The sequence below is a fragment of the uncultured Williamsia sp. genome (assembly GCF_947494875.1).
In the GTDB taxonomy this organism is placed as follows: Bacteria; Actinomycetota; Actinomycetes; order Mycobacteriales; family Mycobacteriaceae; genus Williamsia_A.
In genome coordinates, this window is sequence record NZ_CANLWM010000001.1 from 540,196 (window position 1) to 557,863 (window position 17,668).

General features: G+C 69.6%; 19 protein-coding genes. 12 read left to right on the forward strand and 7 right to left on the reverse strand.

Features of this window, described 5'->3' with window-relative positions; all coding sequences use genetic code 11:
- Positions 1-51 precede the first annotated feature (51 nt).
- Together Q1A98_RS02775 and Q1A98_RS02780 are read left to right on the forward strand one after the other, a co-directional pair.
- The gene (locus Q1A98_RS02775) at positions 52-1,266 is read left to right on the forward strand and encodes a GAF domain-containing protein (protein ID WP_299570516.1); all 1,215 of its coding nucleotides are present in this window, start codon (positions 52-54) and stop codon (positions 1,264-1,266) included.
- 39 nt (positions 1,267-1,305) lie between these two features.
- Complete coding sequence (locus tag Q1A98_RS02780) at positions 1,306-2,088, forward strand: acetoacetate decarboxylase family protein (protein WP_299569690.1); 783 nt, start codon at positions 1,306-1,308, stop codon at positions 2,086-2,088.
- A gap of 4 nt (positions 2,089-2,092) precedes the next feature.
- Here the strand turns inward: Q1A98_RS02780 and Q1A98_RS02785 are convergent, their stop codons facing one another.
- On the reverse strand, positions 2,093-2,560 hold the full coding sequence (locus tag Q1A98_RS02785; RefSeq protein WP_299569692.1) for an SRPBCC family protein: 468 nt from the start codon (positions 2,558-2,560) through the stop codon (positions 2,093-2,095).
- A gap of 116 nt (positions 2,561-2,676) precedes the next feature.
- Between Q1A98_RS02785 and Q1A98_RS02790 the strand changes: the two genes are divergently transcribed.
- A complete protein-coding gene (locus Q1A98_RS02790) occupies positions 2,677-4,200 on the forward strand; it encodes an aldehyde dehydrogenase family protein (protein ID WP_299569694.1) in 1,524 nt (507 codons plus the stop codon).
- Positions 4,197-4,613, forward strand: coding sequence for a DUF779 domain-containing protein (locus Q1A98_RS02795; RefSeq protein WP_299570519.1), 417 nt, complete (start codon positions 4,197-4,199; stop codon positions 4,611-4,613). The genes Q1A98_RS02790 and Q1A98_RS02795 overlap by 4 nt, the downstream gene beginning before the upstream one ends.
- 11 nt (positions 4,614-4,624) lie before the next feature.
- Here the strand turns inward: Q1A98_RS02795 and Q1A98_RS02800 are convergent, their stop codons facing one another.
- Positions 4,625-5,365 carry an SDR family oxidoreductase gene (locus Q1A98_RS02800; RefSeq protein ID WP_299569696.1) on the reverse strand — a complete coding sequence of 247 codons (741 nt, stop codon included), beginning with the start codon at positions 5,363-5,365 and terminating at the stop codon, positions 4,625-4,627.
- A 90-nt stretch (positions 5,366-5,455) separates the two neighbouring features.
- Here Q1A98_RS02800 and Q1A98_RS02805 point away from each other — a divergent pair, with 90 nt between their 5' ends.
- Together Q1A98_RS02805 and Q1A98_RS02810 are read left to right on the forward strand one after the other, a co-directional pair.
- Positions 5,456-5,992 carry a TetR/AcrR family transcriptional regulator gene (locus tag Q1A98_RS02805; protein WP_299569697.1) on the forward strand — a complete coding sequence of 179 codons (537 nt, stop codon included), beginning with the start codon at positions 5,456-5,458 and terminating at the stop codon, positions 5,990-5,992.
- A 48-nt stretch (positions 5,993-6,040) separates the two neighbouring features.
- Entirely contained in the window at positions 6,041-6,931 is an 891-nt protein-coding gene (locus Q1A98_RS02810) for an SDR family oxidoreductase (RefSeq protein ID WP_299569699.1), read from the forward strand.
- Here Q1A98_RS02810 and Q1A98_RS02815 read toward each other — a convergent pair.
- Positions 6,920-8,266 (reverse strand): hypothetical protein, encoded by a 1,347-nt coding sequence (locus tag Q1A98_RS02815; RefSeq protein ID WP_299569700.1) that lies wholly within the window; start codon positions 8,264-8,266, stop codon positions 6,920-6,922. The genes Q1A98_RS02810 and Q1A98_RS02815 overlap by 12 nt on opposite strands.
- Before the next feature lie 255 nt (positions 8,267-8,521).
- Here Q1A98_RS02815 and Q1A98_RS02820 point away from each other — a divergent pair, with 255 nt between their 5' ends.
- Positions 8,522-9,001, forward strand: coding sequence for a hypothetical protein (locus tag Q1A98_RS02820; RefSeq protein ID WP_299569701.1), 480 nt, complete (start codon positions 8,522-8,524; stop codon positions 8,999-9,001).
- Here Q1A98_RS02820 and Q1A98_RS02825 read toward each other — a convergent pair.
- Entirely contained in the window at positions 8,984-10,222 is a 1,239-nt protein-coding gene (locus Q1A98_RS02825; RefSeq protein WP_299569702.1) for an MFS transporter, read from the reverse strand. The two genes, Q1A98_RS02820 and Q1A98_RS02825, sit on opposite strands and share 18 nt — an antisense overlap.
- An 83-nt stretch (positions 10,223-10,305) precedes the next feature.
- Here Q1A98_RS02825 and Q1A98_RS02830 point away from each other — a divergent pair, with 83 nt between their 5' ends.
- Together Q1A98_RS02830 and Q1A98_RS02835 are read left to right on the forward strand one after the other, a co-directional pair.
- On the forward strand, positions 10,306-11,178 hold the full coding sequence (locus tag Q1A98_RS02830; RefSeq protein WP_299569703.1) for a LysR family transcriptional regulator: 873 nt from the start codon (positions 10,306-10,308) through the stop codon (positions 11,176-11,178).
- A gap of 8 nt (positions 11,179-11,186) precedes the next feature.
- Entirely contained in the window at positions 11,187-12,086 is a 900-nt protein-coding gene (locus tag Q1A98_RS02835; RefSeq protein WP_299569705.1) for a haloalkane dehalogenase, read from the forward strand.
- A 14-nt stretch (positions 12,087-12,100) separates the two neighbouring features.
- On the opposite strand, the gene Q1A98_RS02840 is transcribed toward Q1A98_RS02835, so the two are convergent.
- Both Q1A98_RS02840 and Q1A98_RS02845 read right to left on the reverse strand, forming a co-directional pair.
- Positions 12,101-12,760 carry a response regulator transcription factor gene (locus Q1A98_RS02840; protein ID WP_299569706.1) on the reverse strand — a complete coding sequence of 220 codons (660 nt, stop codon included), beginning with the start codon at positions 12,758-12,760 and terminating at the stop codon, positions 12,101-12,103.
- Complete coding sequence (locus tag Q1A98_RS02845; RefSeq protein ID WP_299569708.1) at positions 12,757-13,935, reverse strand: histidine kinase; 1,179 nt, start codon at positions 13,933-13,935, stop codon at positions 12,757-12,759. The genes Q1A98_RS02840 and Q1A98_RS02845 overlap by 4 nt, the downstream gene beginning before the upstream one ends.
- A 167-nt stretch (positions 13,936-14,102) precedes the next feature.
- Between Q1A98_RS02845 and Q1A98_RS02850 the strand changes: the two genes are divergently transcribed.
- A complete protein-coding gene (locus Q1A98_RS02850; protein WP_299569709.1) occupies positions 14,103-14,621 on the forward strand; it encodes a hypothetical protein in 519 nt (172 codons plus the stop codon).
- Positions 14,622-14,635: 14 nt separating this feature from the next.
- Here Q1A98_RS02850 and Q1A98_RS02855 read toward each other — a convergent pair whose 3' ends face one another.
- Positions 14,636-15,691 (reverse strand): alpha/beta hydrolase, encoded by a 1,056-nt coding sequence (locus Q1A98_RS02855; RefSeq protein WP_299569710.1) that lies wholly within the window; start codon positions 15,689-15,691, stop codon positions 14,636-14,638.
- Positions 15,692-15,929: 238 nt separating this feature from the next.
- On the opposite strand from Q1A98_RS02855, the gene Q1A98_RS02860 reads away from it, so the two are divergent.
- Complete coding sequence (locus Q1A98_RS02860) at positions 15,930-16,856, forward strand: ABC transporter ATP-binding protein (protein WP_299569711.1); 927 nt, start codon at positions 15,930-15,932, stop codon at positions 16,854-16,856.
- The gene (locus Q1A98_RS02865; protein WP_299569712.1) at positions 16,856-17,653 is read left to right on the forward strand and encodes an ABC transporter permease; all 798 of its coding nucleotides are present in this window, start codon (positions 16,856-16,858) and stop codon (positions 17,651-17,653) included. Before Q1A98_RS02860 ends, Q1A98_RS02865 begins: the two co-directional genes overlap by 1 nt.
- The last annotated feature ends 15 nt before the right edge of the window (positions 17,654-17,668 follow it).

Genomic DNA, 17,668 nt, shown 5'->3' on the forward strand with positions numbered 1-17,668 from the left:
GCGATGACTGCAGGTCCGCACGACGCCTCCGTGCGCACCGCGCTCGAGCGGATGCTCGCCGACGGTGACACCCCCGACGTGCGATCGGTGGTCCGCGAGTCCTGGATGCGATCGCTGCGCGGTGGGGTGGACCCGTCGTCGACGTCCACGGTCGAGTCCGTCGCCGGTCCCGACGACTTCTCCGGCTACCGCGCTGCGCACCCCATGACCGCCGTCCGCCCGATGGTCCGATCGCTGATGCTCGATGACATCGCGGGCACCGGTGTGGTCATGGCCCTCACCGACGAACACGGCCGGCTGCTGTGGGTCGAGGGCGACCACGAGGCCCGCGACCGCGCCGCGGCGATCGACTTCGTCGAGGGCGCGGTCTGGGCCGAGGAGGTCGTCGGGACGAACGCGCCCGGCGTCGCCCTCGCCGTGGACCGGGGCGTGCAGATCGTCGGCGCCGAACACTTCGCCGAGCCCGTCCAGGGCTGGAACTGCGCTGCCGCCCCCGTGCATGACCCGGTGACCGGACACGTCATCGGCGTCCTCGACGTGACCGGCGGCAACCCGGTCGCGGCGCCCTTCGCCCTGTCCGCGGTGCGATCGGTGGTCTCGGCGATCGAGCTGCACCTCCGGATGGGTGCGGTCGATCTGTCGGATCTGTCGCCGCGCGACGACACCGCGCGTCCGGCGGCCGTGTCGGTTCTCGACGCCGACGGCTCGCGGTGGGTGCCGGCGACCGGCCCGGCCCGGCGCCTCAGTCCCCGGCACGCCGAGATCCTGCTGTTGCTCGCGTGGCATCGCGAGGGTCTCTCGACCGAGCAGCTGGCGCTGGCGTTGTCGGAGGACGGTGTCGACGCGGTGACCGTTCGCGCCGAGATCTCCCGTCTGCGGCGTGATCTCGGATCCGACGTGGTGCTGTCGCGGCCGTATCGCGCGGGAATCCCCATCACGTGCGATCTCGCCGACGTCGTCGACCGGGCCCGCGGTGGGGACGTCGCGGGTGCCGTCGCTGTGCTGGGACGCGGTGGTCTGGCCGCCGACTCCCGGGCACCAGGTGTGGTGGCGATCCTCGAAGAGGTTCTCGCCGATCTGCGCGGACTCGCACTCGGCGGCAGCGACCCCGCAGGGCTGCGTGCCTGGACCTCGTCGGTGCACGGCCGCGACGACGCGACGGCATGGCACGCCCTGGCGCAGCGGACCCCGTCGGGCACCGTGGAGGCCGCCCGTGCCCGCGGTCGCGCGGCACTGGTCGACCGCCGCCTCGGGGTGCAGCTGTAGACCCTGTATCCAATGGAACAGACCTGTTAGCTTGTTCCAATGATGTCGACCAGCGCCCTGCACCGGGGATTCCGGTGGACCGACCTGCCCTCGACGGTGCCGGAGGGCGTCGCGACCGACGAGATGCTCCAGCAGACGCCTGACCAGGGCAGCCCGGCGCCGTGGCGCATCGCCGGCAGCGGCGTGTGGTGGTCGACGCGAGCGCACGGCGACGACCGCGAGCTGCTCCCGCGCGCGCTCCGTCGTGGCACCCGGCCACTGCTGCGCGTCGGATTCGCCGTCACCTACAGCGAAACACCGGTCGGCGGCTATCACGAACTCGGCGGCGCGATCCTCTACGCACGCCTCGGCGGGATCTTCGGCCACATCCCTTTCCTGCCCGTCGACTCCGCGGCCACCATGCGGGGTGGTCGGGAGAACTGGGCGCTGCCCAAGGTCCTCGCCGACTTCTCCGGCGACCCGGCCGCCGACAGCAGCGTCACCGTGTCCGGTGAGCGTCCCGACGGACCCTGGTCGGTCGCGATCACGGCCGAGTCGGCGGGCACACAGAAACGCATCGGTGTCCCGCGGTTCGCGACGGGTTCGCTGACCACCCGGCTGCTCTCCGCCGTCTCCGGTCTCGAGCAGATCGACGCCGACGGGATCTGCGGCCGAACGGGTTTCGCCGACCTCGGTGCGATGGCGTTGACGACGGCGCCGACGCGGATCCGCCTGTCGACGTCGGGGAGCCCACAGCTGCGGCGACTGTTCGCCGACCGCAGCTACTCGGGCGGCACCATCGACTACGCCGGCGTCACGCTCGCGGCGCCCCGCGTGCGCTGACCGCTCAGCTGTAGCGCTGCGCGAGCTTGGCCAGCGTGTTGCTGATGCCCTCGCCGTTCTTCTTGTCGTAGCCGGTGATCTCGAGGAACTTCGGCGCCCGGGACGTGGAGTAGTCGAAGGTCTCGGTCACCTCGGTGACACCGGGCGACGTCTCGCGGAAGTCCCAGCGCCACTTGTGCCCCATCGGGTGCTGCCACTCGACGGTCTGTCCGTTCACGATCTGGGTTGCGGTCGAGGTGATCTTGTAGGGCACACCGAACTGCTTCATGCCGACGCTGAACTTGTCGCCGGTCGACAGCTTCTCCGGACCCTTCACCGACGAGTCGCGCACCGTCCCGGACCCGTCGAGCTCGTGGTGACGATGCGGGTTCGCGGCGAGGGCGAACAGTTCCGCGGCGGGCGCGTTCACCGTCACCCGGCGGGCGACTTTGTGGGATCCGATGTCGACGGGGCTGACCTGTGGCTGGCTCATGCCCTCGAACCTACGCGGACCGGGCGTCGTCGCCGCTGCAACGGACCTGCAACGTTGCGCGCGTAGCGTCGGTGACGCACATCACAAACCATCAGGGCAGTGAGGGAGAACAACCAATGCCGGTTTTCGCCAACCCGGGCACCGACGGTGCCGTCATGACGTTCGAGTCGCGCTATGAGAACTTCATCGGCGGGAAGTGGATCGCGCCGACCAAGGGTCAGTACTTCGAGAACCCGTCGCCGGTCAACGGCAAGACGTTCTGCGAGGTCGCCCGTTCGACCGCCGAGGACATCGACCTCGCGCTGGACGCCGCGCACGCCGCCGCACCGGCCTGGGGCAAGACGGCCCCCGCCGAGCGCGCACAGGTGCTGCTGCGCATCGCCGACCGCATGGAGCAGAACCTCGAGAAGATCGCCGTCGCCGAGTCGTGGGAGAACGGCAAGGCCGTGCGCGAGACGCTCGCCGCCGACATCCCGCTCGCGATCGACCACTTCCGCTACTTCGCCGGTGCGATCCGCGCGCAGGAGGGGTCGCTGTCGCAGATCGACGAGGACACCGTCGCCTACCACTTCCACGAGCCGCTCGGCGTCGTCGGGCAGATCATCCCGTGGAACTTCCCGATCCTCATGGCGGTGTGGAAGCTGGCGCCCGCGCTCGCCGCCGGCAACGCCGTCGTGCTCAAGCCGGCCGAGCAGACCCCCGCGTCGATCCTGTACCTGATGAGCCTGATCTCGGACCTGCTTCCCGACGGCGTCATCAACATCGTCAACGGCTTCGGTGTCGAGGCGGGCAAGCCGCTCGCGTCGAGCAACCGGATCCGCAAGATCGCCTTCACCGGTGAGACCACCACCGGTCGGCTGATCATGCAGTACGCATCGGAGAACCTCATCCCCGTCACGCTGGAGCTCGGCGGCAAGAGCCCGAACATCTTCTTCGACGACGTCATGTCCGCCGACGACGGTTTCCGTGACCGCGCGCTCGAGGGCTTCACCATGTTCGCCCTCAACCAGGGAGAGGTCTGCACCTGCCCGAGCCGCGCGCTGGTGCAGCAGTCGATCTACTCCGACTTCGTCGATCTCGCGGTGAAGCGCGTCGAGCAGATCAAGCAGGGCAACCCCCTCGACACCGACACGATGATGGGCGCGCAGGCCTCGAACGACCAGTTCGAGAAGATCACCTCGTACCTCAACATCGGCCGCGAGGAGGGCGCGAAGGTCCTCACCGGCGGCGAGCCCGCCGACCTCGGCGGCGACCTGTCGGGCGGCTACTACATCAAGCCGACGGTCTTCGAGGGCAGCAACAGCATGCGGATCTTCCAGGAGGAGATCTTCGGCCCGGTGCTCGCGCTGACGTCGTTCTCCGACTACGAGAACGCGATGTCGATCGCCAACGACACCCTGTACGGGCTCGGTGCCGGCGTGTGGTCGCGGGACGGTGCTCGCGCCTACCGCGCGGGCCGCGACATCCAGGCCGGACGTGTGTGGACGAACACGTATCACGACTACCCGGCGCACGCGGCGTTCGGCGGCTACAAGCAGTCGGGCATCGGCCGGGAGAACCACGCGATGATGCTCGACCACTACCAGCAGACGAAGAACCTGCTCGTCGGGTACGCGCAGAACGCCAAGGGGTTCTTCTGATCACTCAGGCGCCCCCGCGTGCAGTGGCGCAGGACTCCGCCGTGCAGCTCCTGACGAAACTGTCGGAGCTGCACGGCGGGCTCATGATCCACCAGTCCGGTGGCTGCTGCGACGGATCGGCGCCGATGTGTTACCCGGTCGGTGACTACCGGGTGGGTCAGCGTGACGTCCTCCTGGGCGAGATCGAGCTGCCGGATCCGCTGCCGGCGGTGCGGGTCTGGATCAACGGCGACCAGTTCGAGCTGTGGAAGCACACCCAGCTGATCCTCGACGTCGTACCCGGGCGCGGTGCGGGGTTCAGCCTGGAGGCCCCCGAGGGGGTCCGCTTCCTCTCGCGGTCGCGGGCGTTCAGTCCCGACGAGAACTCCGCACTCGCGGAGGACCCGCCGAAGAAGGGTTCCGACTTCTTCTGAGGCGCACCGGATCAGCCCTGGGTGACGGGACGGATGGTCAGATCACCGATCTCGACGTCCCAGGGCTGGTCCACTGCGAACTCGACCGCCCGTGCCACCGCGTCGGGGTCGAGCCCTGCGGCGTCCATCCCGTGCTCGATCTCGGCGCGGATCTCGGGGTCGGTGACCGACGACGCGAACTCCGTACGGACGAAGCCCGGCGAGATGGTCGTCGTCTTGATCGTCCCGTCCGTCGACTCCTGGCGGAGCGTCTCGAGCACTGTGCGGACCGCGTTCTTGGTCGCCGCGTAGACGCCCATGGTGGGGGTGATCTTCAGCCCTGCCGTCCAGGCGATCGTGACGAAGTGGCCGCGGCCTTGCTCGCGGAACACCGGCAGCGCGGCGTCGATGCCGTGGAGCACCCCGCGCACGTTGATGTCGATCATCGCGTCCCAGTCGTCGACGCGTCGTGCGTCGAGACGCGAGATCGGCCCGACACCCGCGCTGGCCACGAGGACGTCCAACCGGCCGAACTGCTCGACCGCGCTCCCGACGAATGCGTGCATCTCGTCGCGGGAGGTCACGTCGAGCCGGGCGGTGAGGGCGCGTCCTCCGGCGGCCCGGATCCGGTCGGCGACCGCGTCCAGCCTGTCGATACGTCGGCCGCCGAGGACGATCGTCGCCCCGGCCGTCGCCAGCCGCAGCGCCGTGGCCTCACCGATCCCGCTCCCGGCTCCGGTGATCGCGACGACGAGGTTCTCGAGTCGATCCATGGCGGTACCCTCCTGTGAGAAGCGGACAGACCGTCCGCTTGCTAAACCATAACCGGACAACCCGTCCGTTTGCACGTGGACAGGAGAACCGTGCGGAGCGACGCCGAGAGGAACAGGACGCAGATCCTGGACGCTGCGCGCGCTCTCCTCGTCGACGACGGCGAGCTGTCGCTGAGCAAGGTCGCCCGGGCGGCCGGCGTGGGTCAGGGCACGCTCTATCGGCACTTCGCCGACCGCGAGGCCCTCATCGGAGCCGTCTACACCGCCGAGATCGACGACCTCGCCCTGCTCGCCCACCAGATGGCATCCGGGGACGACGCGGTCGCGGGGCTCCGCTCGTGGTTGGCACGCCTCGCGGACTACGCGATCGTCAAACGCGGCGTGATGACAGCGGTCTCGACGTCGACGTGGACCGACGTCTCGGCTGGCACCCGCGGTCGGCTCGGGGTGGCGGTGACCGAGTTGCTCGACGCGGGGCAGGACGCAGGGGCCTTCCGTGAGGACGTCGATGCCCGCGACGTCATCCTCATGACCTGGTTCCTGACGCAGGTCACGCGGGACGAATGGGACCAGCGTGTGCCCCGTCTGCTCGACGTGCTCGTCGACGGACTCCGACCGGGGTCCTAGGGTGTGTGACCGGGCCGACACCGGGCCCGGGATCGAAGGGATACGGACATGACGTCGCTACGGGGCAAGGTCGTCCTCATCACGGGTGCCGCGCGCGGCATCGGCTACGAGACCGCCAAGGCGGTGGTGAAGCGGGGCGGCAAGGTCGTCATCGCCGACATCGAGGAGAGCACCCTCGCACTCGTCGCCGACGAGCTGGGCGACTCCGCGGTGAGCGCGGTCGCCGACGTCACCGACCTCGCCAGCATGCAAGCCGCTGTCGACGCGGGCATCGCGAAGTTCGGTGGCATCGACATGGTGCTCGCGAACGCGGGCATCGCGTCCTACGGGTCCGTGCTCAACGTCGACCCGAACGCGTTCCGCCGCGTCGTCGACATCAACGTCACCGGTGTCTTCCACACCGTCCGCGCCGCGCTCCCATCGGTCATCGAGCGCAAGGGATACGTCCTCGTGGTGTCCTCGTTGGCCGCGTTCACCCCGGCGCCGGGTCTGGCCGCCTACAACGCGAGCAAGGCCGGTGCCGAGATGTTCGCCAGCGCATTACGTCTCGAGGTGAAGCACCTCGGTGTCGACGTCGGCTCGGCCCACATGTCGTGGATCGACACCCCGCTCGTCCAGGACGCGAAGAAGGACCTGTCGGCGTTCGCCGAGATGCTCTCGAACCTGCCGGGACCGTTGAGCCAGACAACCACCGTCGACAAGTGCGTCGACGCGTTCATCGCGGGCCTGGAGAAGCGCAAGCGCCGCGTGTACGTCCCGGGGTGGGTCGGCGCGATCGGCACCCTGCGGTCGGTGATCACCTCGAAGATCGGGGAGCAGTCGTCGCTGCAGCAGGCGCCGCACATCATCCCCAAGATGGACGCCGAGGTCGCCGCCCTGGGCCGCTCCACCAGCGCCCGCAACATCGAGTCCGGCGCGGTCGTCGAGTCAGGTCACTGACGGGTCGGCGCGTCGCCGCCGCGCCAGCACCACGGCGACGACGAAGCAGGTCGCGATGGCGATGAACCCGACCGCGGTGCGCGCAGCCGACGGTGGGGTCGCGGTGAGTCCGTCGAAACCCGACGCGTCGGTCAGCGGCGTGTAGGACGTCCAGCCGAAGTCGGAGCCTGTGGTGAGCCGGAGCAGCGTCAGCAGCGCCACCGCCCCGACGACGGCAGACGGTTCTGGGTGGTTGGCCATGACCGCGGCCGTGAGGGCGATGGTCACAGCGACGGGCACACCGAACGGGCCGACGAGAGCAGGCACGGCCGCGGACAGGTCGCCCGAGAGGAACTGGGTTGCGGTGAAGACGCCCAGCACCGCAACGGCGATCGGGACGCCACGTGTTTTGCGGGGCAACGCATCCCGTCGTGTCACCACGGTCGTCGCGACCGCGGCGACGACGACGAGAAGAGCGGTCACCGCTGCGAGGTCGATGCCGCTCGCCGTGGTGCCGTCCACGGAGACGGCAACTGTCGCTGCGGCGGCCGCCACCCACATCAGGCCCGTCGTTTCTCGGTGGACCAGCGCGGCGACCAGCGTCATGCCGACGACGACATACCCGCCGTAGAACGTGTGGAGCCCGGTGGACGACTCGTCGCGTAGAGACGACGACAGGAAGCGCAGGAACCACCACTGCGTCAGCACGCAGCCGACGACCATCCCAGCGCTGGTGAGGACCACGACGCGAGAGGTGCCACCGATCGGATCGCGCCACCCCCGCAGACACAGCGCGGCGAGGACGGCCACGGCGAGGACCGCGAGGGATACCGCCCCGACCTCGACCACGGTGCTGTCGCCCACGAGCAGTGCAGAGTCGCCCGGCAGGTAGTCGGCGTAGCGTCTGTTGCCGCTCGGAAGGCCGGCGCGCAAACGGGCGAGCATCGGAGCGAGAAGGACCCCGGCGACGACGCCCGCCGTGGCCGCGACGAGTGCGCTGTGACCGCTCACCGTCCGGCTCAGTTGCAGTGCTGCACCGAGGAGGACCCCGGCCGCGACCGCGGTCAGGAGTGTCGGTGGCGAGGAGCTGATCCCGACGACGAGGAGGACGACCGCGGCGACCGCACCGGCGAACACAGCGTCGGCCACCCGACGGGCGCCGACACACATCGCCAGTGCCGCGAGCAGCCCCCACGCGGACGCGGTGGTGGTCGAGCCCCAGGGGAATCCTGGTGGCTGAGCGCTCAACCCGACGATGTCACCGGTGCGCGACGGCGCCGCGAGGAACAGACCCGCCACCGCCGAGGCGACGCCGGCTGCCAGGCCGACAGGGATCGAGACGCGACGCTCGGTCATCACGCTGCCGTGACGAAAGTCTGCGCTGAGAGCGTCGGCGTGAACGCATGATCGACGCCGACTCGCTCACAGCAGTGTTTCGTCGCCGGGGCGAAAGGTGTCATACCCGGATCCAAGCAGGACACCGTACGAGTGTCGGACAGACCGGATCTCCACCCACACCTCCACCCACGGGCCGATCCCGGGGAGGCCGTTCGCGACGAGTCTGTGATGCATGCCCCGAGAGGCGGGGCGACTCGAACTGGAGGACTTCCGATGCTCGTGAACATCGTCGTGGGACTGATCGTCGTCGCCGTGATCCTGGTGCGTCAGATGGCGCCTCGGGCCGTGAAGGCCTCACCGAAGGGCGCGCTGATCATCACCGTGATCGGGCTGGTGTCCGCCGCGCAGTTCGTCGACCACCACCACCTGTCGACTCTGGCGCTGGCGACGATGGTGGGCTCGGCAGCGCTGGGTGTCGTGTTCGCCGTCGGGCGGGGATTCACCGTCCGCATCTGGCGGGACGAGAACGGTGTCCTGATGTCGCGCGGGACGGTCACGACGCTCGTGCTGTGGGTCGTCGGTCTCGCGGCGCACGTCGGGCTCGATCTGATCGCCGGCCATGGAGCGGGTTCGGCGACGATCGTCCTCTACATCGGGACGATGCTGCTCGCGCAGCTCCTCGTGGTCCAGTGGCGGGCGGGCGCTCTGGGATCGGTGCAGCCGAAGCGGCCGGTGTCAGCTCTCCACGGGTGACCGGCGGGTGCGTGCGATGACGGTGGTGGCCAGGACGACGGCCACCACCATCAGCGTGCCGCAGTAGACCACGATGCCGGCCCACCCGAAGCCGCTGAAGGCGATCCCGCCCAGCGCGCCGACCACCGAGCTCCCGAGGTAGTAGCCGAACAAGTACAGCGACGACGCCTCGGCGCGATGGTCCTTCGCCCGGGCGCCGACCCAGCCGCTGGCCGTCGAGTGCGCCCCGAAGAACCCGCCGGTGAACAGCAACACGCCCAGCAGCGTCGAGGGCAGCCAGTCCGGCAGCGTGACGACGAGCCCCACGGCCATGACCGCGATCGAGACGGCCAAGACGCGCCCACGACCGACCCGGTCTGACATACGGCCGGCCCACGTCGAGGAGAACGTGCCGGCCAGGTACATGACGAAGACGATGCCGACAACGCTCTGCGGCAACGAGAACGGCGAGGCGAGCAGTCGAAACGACAGGAAGTTGTAGACGGTGACGAACCCGCCCATCAGCAGGAACGCCAATCCGAACAGGCACAGCATGGGCACGTCGCGCAGGTGGCCGGCCAGGTTCCCGAGTACCGCGCGCACCGCGATCGGCTGCGGGGTGAAGTTCCGCGACGCGGGGACCAGGCGGATGAACACGAGGGCGAAGGTCAGCGAGACGAGGCAGGCGATCTCGAGCGCCCACCGCCAGTCGACGACGTCCGCGGCGAGACCGGGGACAAGACGCCCCGTCAGCCCGCCGATCGTCGTACCGGAGACGTAGTAGCCCATCGCCTTGCCCAGTGAGGCGCCGTCGATCTCCTCGGCGAGGTACGCCATCGCGACGGCCGGCACACCGGCGCAGAGGATCCCGACGAGCGCCCGTCCGGCGAGCAGCACCTCGATCGACGGGGACCACGGCAGCACGAGCCCGAGCAGGGACGCCGCGACCGCCGAGATCACCATTACCTTGATGCGCCCGTACCGCTCCGACATCACGCTCACCGGGATGATCGCGAACGCGAGGAAGCCGGTCGTCAGGGAGACGGTCAACGCCGACGTCGTAGGGGACACCCCGAAGTGTTCCGAGATCACCGGGAGCATCGCCTGCACGTGGTACATCGCCATGAAGGCGGCCATCCCGGCGGCGAACATCGCCACGGTCGCGTTGCGGAACTGTCGCGAGCCGGCGACGTGACCGGTGGCGGCGGGTGCGGGAGCAGTACGCGCGGTTGTCACGGTCATGCCAACAACGATGGCTCGGGGGCGTTCCGAAACAGAAATGAATCTTTTCGGCCCTTGTGATGCATCCAGCGCATAATCGCTGCATGCGATCGGAGATGGACTGGTTCGTCGAGCTCGCCGAGGCGGAGAACGTCTCGGTGGCCGCCGCCGGACTGCACCTGTCGCAGCCGACCCTGTCGCGGATGCTCGGGCGGCTCGAACGCGAGCTCGGGACCGAACTGTTCGACCGCGTCGGCCGCCGACTGTCGCTGAACGACCGCGGACGCGTCTACCTCGACCACTGCCGACGCGCACGGGCCGAGATGGACGCCGGACGGGCGGCGGTCCGGGAGATGGTCGACCCGGTCGAGGGGACGGTGCGCCTGGCGTTCCTCCACTCGTTCGGGATCCGACTGGTCCCCGAGCTGATCGGTGGCTTCCGTCGCGAGGCGCGTGTCGCGTTCACCCTGTTCCAGGACGCCGCCGAGGTGGTGGCCGACCGTGTGCGGTCCGACGACGCCGACCTCGCGATCGTCTCGCCCCGCCCGACGGGCTCCGACCTCGTGTGGGCCCCGCTGCTGACCCAGCAACTCGGTCTCGCAGTCCCGGCCGAGCACCACCTGGCCGACCGGGCGGAGGTCTCGCTGGCCGAGGTCGCCACCGAGCCGTTCGTGGCGATGGAGAGCGGCTTCGGGATGCGCCGCATCCTCGACGAACTCTGCGCCGCCGACGACTTCCGCCCCGACATCACCTTCGAGACCACTGAACTCGGCACCATTGCGGGACTCGTCGGAGCGGGACTCGGGGTGGCGGTGATGCCGATCGAGGACACGGGCCCTCTCGCGCCCGGTGTCGTCCTCGTCCCGCTCGCCGGCGCACAGACCACCCGGGAGATCGTCCTGGTCTGGCGCCGCGACCGGCCGCTCGTCGGGGCGGCGGCGCGGTTCCGCGACTTCGTCGTCGAGCGGAGAGCATGATCGGTGCGATGGACGTCTTCCGCACCCCCGACGAGCGCTTCGCCGACCTTCCCGGGTGGGACTTCCCGCCGAACTACGTCGACATAGACGGCCTGCGTGTCCACCACGTCGACGTGCCGCCCGACGGCACGCCGGCGGGCGGTCCGATCGTGTTGTTCCACGGCGAGCCGACGTGGTCGTACCTGTATCGCCGCATGATCCGGCCACTCGCGGCGGCCGGTCACCGCGTGATCGCCTACGACCACGCGGGATTCGGACGGTCGGACAAACCGACCGACCGCGAGTGGTACACCTTCGACCGTCATTCCGCGATCGCCGACGTCGTGCTCGACCACCTCGACGTCACCGACGCGACGGTCGTCGTGCAGGACTGGGGAGGCCCGATCGGGCTCCGCTGGGCGACGGAGCACCGCGACCGTGTCGCGAACCTGGTCATCATGAACACCGGCCTCTTCAGCGGACGCGTGAGCAAGGGCTTCCTGGCCTGGCGCGACTTCGCCGCGAAGAACCCGGATCTCCCTGTCGGGCAGATCATCCAGGGCGCGACGGTGACCGACGTCCCGGCCGAGGTGATCGCCGCCTACGACGCGCCGTTCCCGACGGTCGAGTCGAAAGCCGGTGCGGCGCAGTTCCCTCTGCTGGTCCCGGTCGACGAGTCCGACGCCGGGGCGGAGGTGCTCCGCGGCGTCGCCGACGTGTTGTCGCGGTGGGACGTCCCGACGCTGCTCGCCTTCTCCGACAGCGATCCTGTGTTCCCCCATCCGAAGTCGGGCCAGGTGTTCACCGACCTGATCCCGTCGGCCGGGGAGCAGGTGACCGTCGCGGGTGCGGCGCACTTCCTCCAGGAGGACAAGGGCGAGGAGATCGCGGCGCACATCGTCGGATTCCTCCACGAGGGCGGGGTCTGATCAGCCGGGTCCGATCACCCTCGGGCGATCCCGGAGCGGTAGGCGAGGGCGACGGCCTGCGCGCGGTCGCGGACGTCGAGCTTCGCGAAGGCGTTGTTGATGTGCGTCTTGACGGTCGACTCCGAGACGTACAGGGCCGCGGCGATCTCCCGGTTGCTGAGCCCGTCGGCCATGTGCACCAGCACCTCTCGCTCACGGGTTGTCAACGAACCCACCCCGGTGACCTCAGACCGTGGTGCCGGTCCCGTCGGACGCATGGCGGCGACGAGCCGTTGCTGCACGGACCGGTCGAGCACCGACTGCCCCGCTGCGGCGGTGCGAATGGCGCCGGCGAGTTCGTGGCGGTCGGCGTCCTTGGTGAGGTAGCCGACGGCGCCGGCGTCGAGAGCGGCGAACACCGAGGCGTCGTCGTCGAACGTGGTCAGCACGACGACCGGCAACCCGGGATGCGACTCACCGATCTGCCGGGTCGCCTCGGCACCGTCGACGCCCGGCATCCGCAGGTCGGTCAGCACGACGTCGGGCGTCGTCTCGCGGACCAGCGTCACCAGTTCGGCGCCGTCGGCGGCCGTACCGACGACGTCGATGTCGGGCTGCAGGTCGAGCATCGCGGCGACGGCGTCGCGGATGATCGCCTGGTCGTCGGCCACCACCACCCGGATCGGGTCAATCATGTCGTCACCTCCACGTGCACCGTCCATCCGGCAGTCGGGTCGTCGGGGTCGCGCGGTCCGGCCCGAAGCGTCGCACCGATCTGCTCCGCGCGCTCGTGCATTCCCCGCATGCCGACACCGGAACCGTGGACGAAGGACGATGCGCCCGTGGGTGTGTCGTTGCCGACCGTGACCGTCAACAGGGACGGGGCGAACACGACGTCGACATGCGCGGGTGACCCCGGGGCGTGCCGCCGTGCGTTGGTGAGGGCCTCGGCCACGATGCGACCGAGTTGTGCGAGGACGTCGGCGTCGACCGGACGGGGGGTGCCGCTGATCTCGATGGTCTCGGCGGTGTTCTCGACGAGCGATCGCAGGGCGCCGACGAGGTCACCCGACTCGTCGCGCAGGGCGTACACCGCGCGTCGGGCCTCGCCGAGACCGTCGGTCACGAGAGTCCGAGCTGTCGCGACAGCCGCGCGGGCATCGGCGTCGCGACCGTCCTCCATCAGAGCCTCGACGAGGTTGAGCTGCATGTTGACCCCCGACAGAGAATGCGCCAGCACATCGTGGATCTCGCGGGCGACGCGGGCGCGTTCGGCGAGCACCTGGGCGCGCGCCTCGGAGGCGATCGCGCGATCGGTCTGTTCGACCTTCTCGCGCATGAGGATCAGCGTGCGGACACGGTCACGCCTCGTCATGCCGATGAGCACGGCGAGGCCGACGAGGACGATCCACACGTACCGGGCGTCGTCGAAGCGCACCACGACCGCGACGGCCGCGGTGACGGAGCCGACGCCCGCGACGACGAGCGCGGGTCGGGTGTCGAACAAGAAGCCTGCCGACCCGGCGATGACAGGCACGAAGGCCGGCGCGACGCCCTGTGGCGCGGTGGCGAACAGCAGCCCGGCCGCCGGCGCACCGACGAGCATGACGACGAACCATGCTGTCGCGCCGATCGCCGTGGGACGGACCAGACGGAGCACCAACACCACCGACACCACCGCGAGCAGGACGATCGCGGCGATCCGGAGGTCGCCGTCGACCTGACGGGGCACGGTGGCCCATGCCCAGATCAGCAGCGCCGGGTTGACCAGCGCGAAGAGACGACTCGGGGCGTCGTCGCCGTATTCGCCGTAGTCGCGACGCGCCATCACCGACATCCCGGATGCGAGGACGGAGCGCGGCGACGGCATGGCTCGACGATGCCACCCCCGGCGCCGACGCGGCTCCACCCCCGGGTGGAGCCGCGGTTCCACCCGGACTCGACTCACGGGCCGATCCCGCGGGGCCGCCGGTCGACGAGCGTTGTCGTCGACCCCGCCGGCATCGGGCCCCCGGGGACGAGACGAGGAGACATGTCATGTCGGATCTGACAGAGGCCATCGTGATGAGCGGTGGCTTCTTCGTGCTGATGCTGATCACCCAGTTCGGGACGCGCACCCTCTCGATGCACCGCATCCTGGCGTCGGTCGGGGTGGTGGTGGGCGTCGGTGCCTCCTATTTCGGCAGCGCTCCCACCGACGGCCGGTCACTCGCGGTGTACGTCGTCGGGATCGGCATCGGACTGGTGTTCGCCGGCCTCGCGACCGCGTCGACGAGGTCGTGGATCGACGCGTCGACCGGCAAGCGCATGACACGGAGCGGCATCGCGTTCCTCGCGGTCTGGGCGACCGCGATGCTCATGCGTGTGGCGTTCGTCTGGGCCGTGTCCGACAACGCGACGTTCCGCACATGGTTCGGCGAGCAGATGGCGACCCTGCACCTCACGCCCGGGGTGATCGCACCGTTCTTCGTCCTCTGGGCACTGACGATGGTCGGCGGACGTGTGGCGGCACTCCTGTGGCGCACACGGCGGCCGCAGGCCCTGCGAACTGCTTGAGAAGCAGACAGATGTCAGCGCGTGTGGGTGAAGACCGTGTCGACGAAGTGGGCCGCGGCGCGCAGCGCCCGCCCGGACTCCGGCGTGAGGACCGGGAACATCTGGAAGACGTGCGTCTGGTCGGGCCAGATCTGCAGGTCGCTGCGACCCCCCGCGGCGGAGATCCGCGAGTGGATGTCGCGGGCGTCGTCGCTCATGCACTCCAGGCTGCCGGCCTGCACCAGCGTGGGCGGCAGCGCCATGTCGGAGGTGAGTTCGGGGACCAGGCGCGGGTCGTCGCGGTCCACGTCGCCGAGGTACATCCCCAGGACGTGTGCGCCGAGCCGGGCGTCGATCAGGGGATCGCGGTGACCGGCCTCGTGCCGCTTCATCGCGAGCGAGAAGGTGGGGTCCGAGAGCGGGGAGAACAGGACCATCGCGCCGGGCTGCGGTGTGCCGTAGCGGTGGTTGTGGGCGATCAGGTCGAGTGCGAGGTGACCGCCGGCCGAGTCACCGGCAACGAGGATGCGGTCGGCCGAGTAGCCCTTGTCCAGCAGCCACCGGTAGCCCGCGATCGCGTCGTCACCGCCGGTGGGGAAGCGGTGTTCGGGCCCTTTCCGGTAGTCGAGCACGAAGGCCGGCATGTCGGTCAGCGTCGACAGCCGCGACACGAGGCCCCGGTGGGTGCGAGGCGTGCAGATCGCGTAGCCGCTGCCGTGCAGGTAGTAGATGACGGTGCCGCTGGGACCGACTCCGCGACCGTGCACCCACTCGCCGCGCAGTCCCCGCGGCTGATGCACCCGGGAGACACGGGTTCCGCGAGGAACGGGGCTGAGACGGCACATCGCCTGGTTGAGCACGGGCCGGGCGCGTCGGACCATCGCCGGCGACGGTGTCAGGACGAGCCTGTCTGTGCTGAGGCCGAACGGTCGCAACCCGAAGCCGGACGACATGAGGGGCAGTGCGCGACCCATCGAGCCGTTGACGGTGCGGGATCGACGAGATCCGCGGGCTGAGTGCCACGGCATGTCGAGGGACTCGGTCACCGGTGCAGTGGGCACGGTTCCGTCGGGTTCGATGGTCAGACTCATCCGCGTGCGACCTCCTGGCGCACCGGCCGTCAGTGCGGTCGGTCTGGTGGTGAACGTATGCCTGTTCATCGAGAGAAACACGCGAGATGTGACGGGTGACCGATCCGTGCAGGATCGTTGGTGATCCGTGATGAGGTAACGAAACGATTTTCGCACGCGTGCTTGTCTGACAGATGTCACAGCGGACCCGTGACATACGGCGGGGGAAACGCCCGCTCACCAGCGCGATCGTAGATGCATGACCACACCACTCGCGCTCGAGGCCCGGGCGCTCACGAAGTCGTTCCGCACGCGGGGGTCCGGCACCGTCCGGGCCGTCGACGGCGTCGACCTGGCGATCCGGCAGGGCGAGGTCGTCGCGTTCCTCGGCCCGAACGGGGCCGGCAAGACCACCACGCTCGACATGGTGCTCGGCCTCACCCGTCCGGACTCCGGGTCCGTCCGACTGTTCGGGGCGTCCGCCGAGGAGGCGGTCGCGGCCGGTCGTATCGCGGCCGTACTCCAGAGCGGAGGGCTGCTCGGCGACTTCACGGTCGGCGAGACCGTCGACATCATCGCCGCCACCCACCGGGATCCCGCGCCGGTCGAGGAGGTGATGCGGAGGGCCGGGATCACCGGGCTCGCCGACCGCAAGGTCTCGAAATGTTCGGGCGGTGAGCAGCAGCGTCTGAAGTTCGCCCTCGCGCTCCTGCCCGACCCCGACCTGATCGTCCTCGACGAGCCCACCGCGGGGATGGACGTCGAATCCCGGCGCGCGTTCTGGGCCGCGATGCGCGACGACGCCGGCGCGGGCCGCACCGTCCTCTTCGCGACCCACTACCTGGAGGAGGCCGACGCCTTCGCCGACCGGATCGTGATGATCGCCGGTGGCCGCGTCGTCGCCGACGGCTCCACCGCCCAGATCCGCGCGCAGGCGTCCGGGAGGACCGTCTCGGCCGTCGTCGATCCCGCATCCGTCGGCTGGATCCGGGACACCGCACCGGGCGTCCGTTCGGTGGCCGTGCGCGGTGACCGCGTCGAGATCGCCACCGACGACTCCGACGCCACCGCCCGATTCCTGTTCGCCCACAGCGACGCCCACGACGTGGAGATCGTCGCCCACGACCTCGAGGACGCGTTCGTCGCCCTCACGTCCTCCGCTGCATCCGACAAGGAGACCGTCTGATGACCACCCTCACCACACCGTCGACCCCACCCGTGGCCGGGTTGCTGCGGGGCTTCTCGACGACCTACGTCCGACGCGATCTCCGACGAGTCCTCCGCAATCGCCGGGCGATGATCTTCACACTGCTGATGCCGACGGTTCTGTACATCGTGTTCGGCGCCTCGCAGAAGTTCAGCGGCAACATCGGCCATGCCAACACCCAGGCGTACGTCATGGTCCACATGGCGGTGTACGGCGCGATCCTCGCCACCACCACGAACGCCGCCGCCGTCGCGCTCGAACAGCAGGCCGGGTGGACCAGGACGCTGCGGCTGACCCGGCTGTCCCCGACGGCGTACGTGGTCGCCAAGGCGATCGTCGCGATGTCGGTGGCGGCGCTGCCGCTGATCCTGCTCAGCATCGTCGGCGCCGCCATGGGCGCGAGCGCACCCATCGCCGTGTGGATCGGGTCGGTGGTGCTCGGATGGCTGGGATCGGCGGTGTTCGCCGCGTTCGGTCTCGCGATGGGAAGCGGACTGCGGTCGGAGGCGGCGATGCAGGCCTCGGGCGGCGTGCTGACGGTGCTCGCCTTCGCGGGCAACGTCTTCGTCCCCCTCAAAGGCGCGATGCTGACCTTCTCGCAGTTCACTCCGATGTTCGGTGTGAACGCCCTCGCCAACTACCCCATCACGAGCGGCTACACCCCCTACGGAGACCACATCTCACTGTGGGTGGCGATCGCCAACGTGGTGGTGTGGGGCGCGATCATGGCCGTCGCCGCGGCGTACTTCTTCCGCCGGAGCACCGAGCGGCTATGACCACCTCTTCTAGAG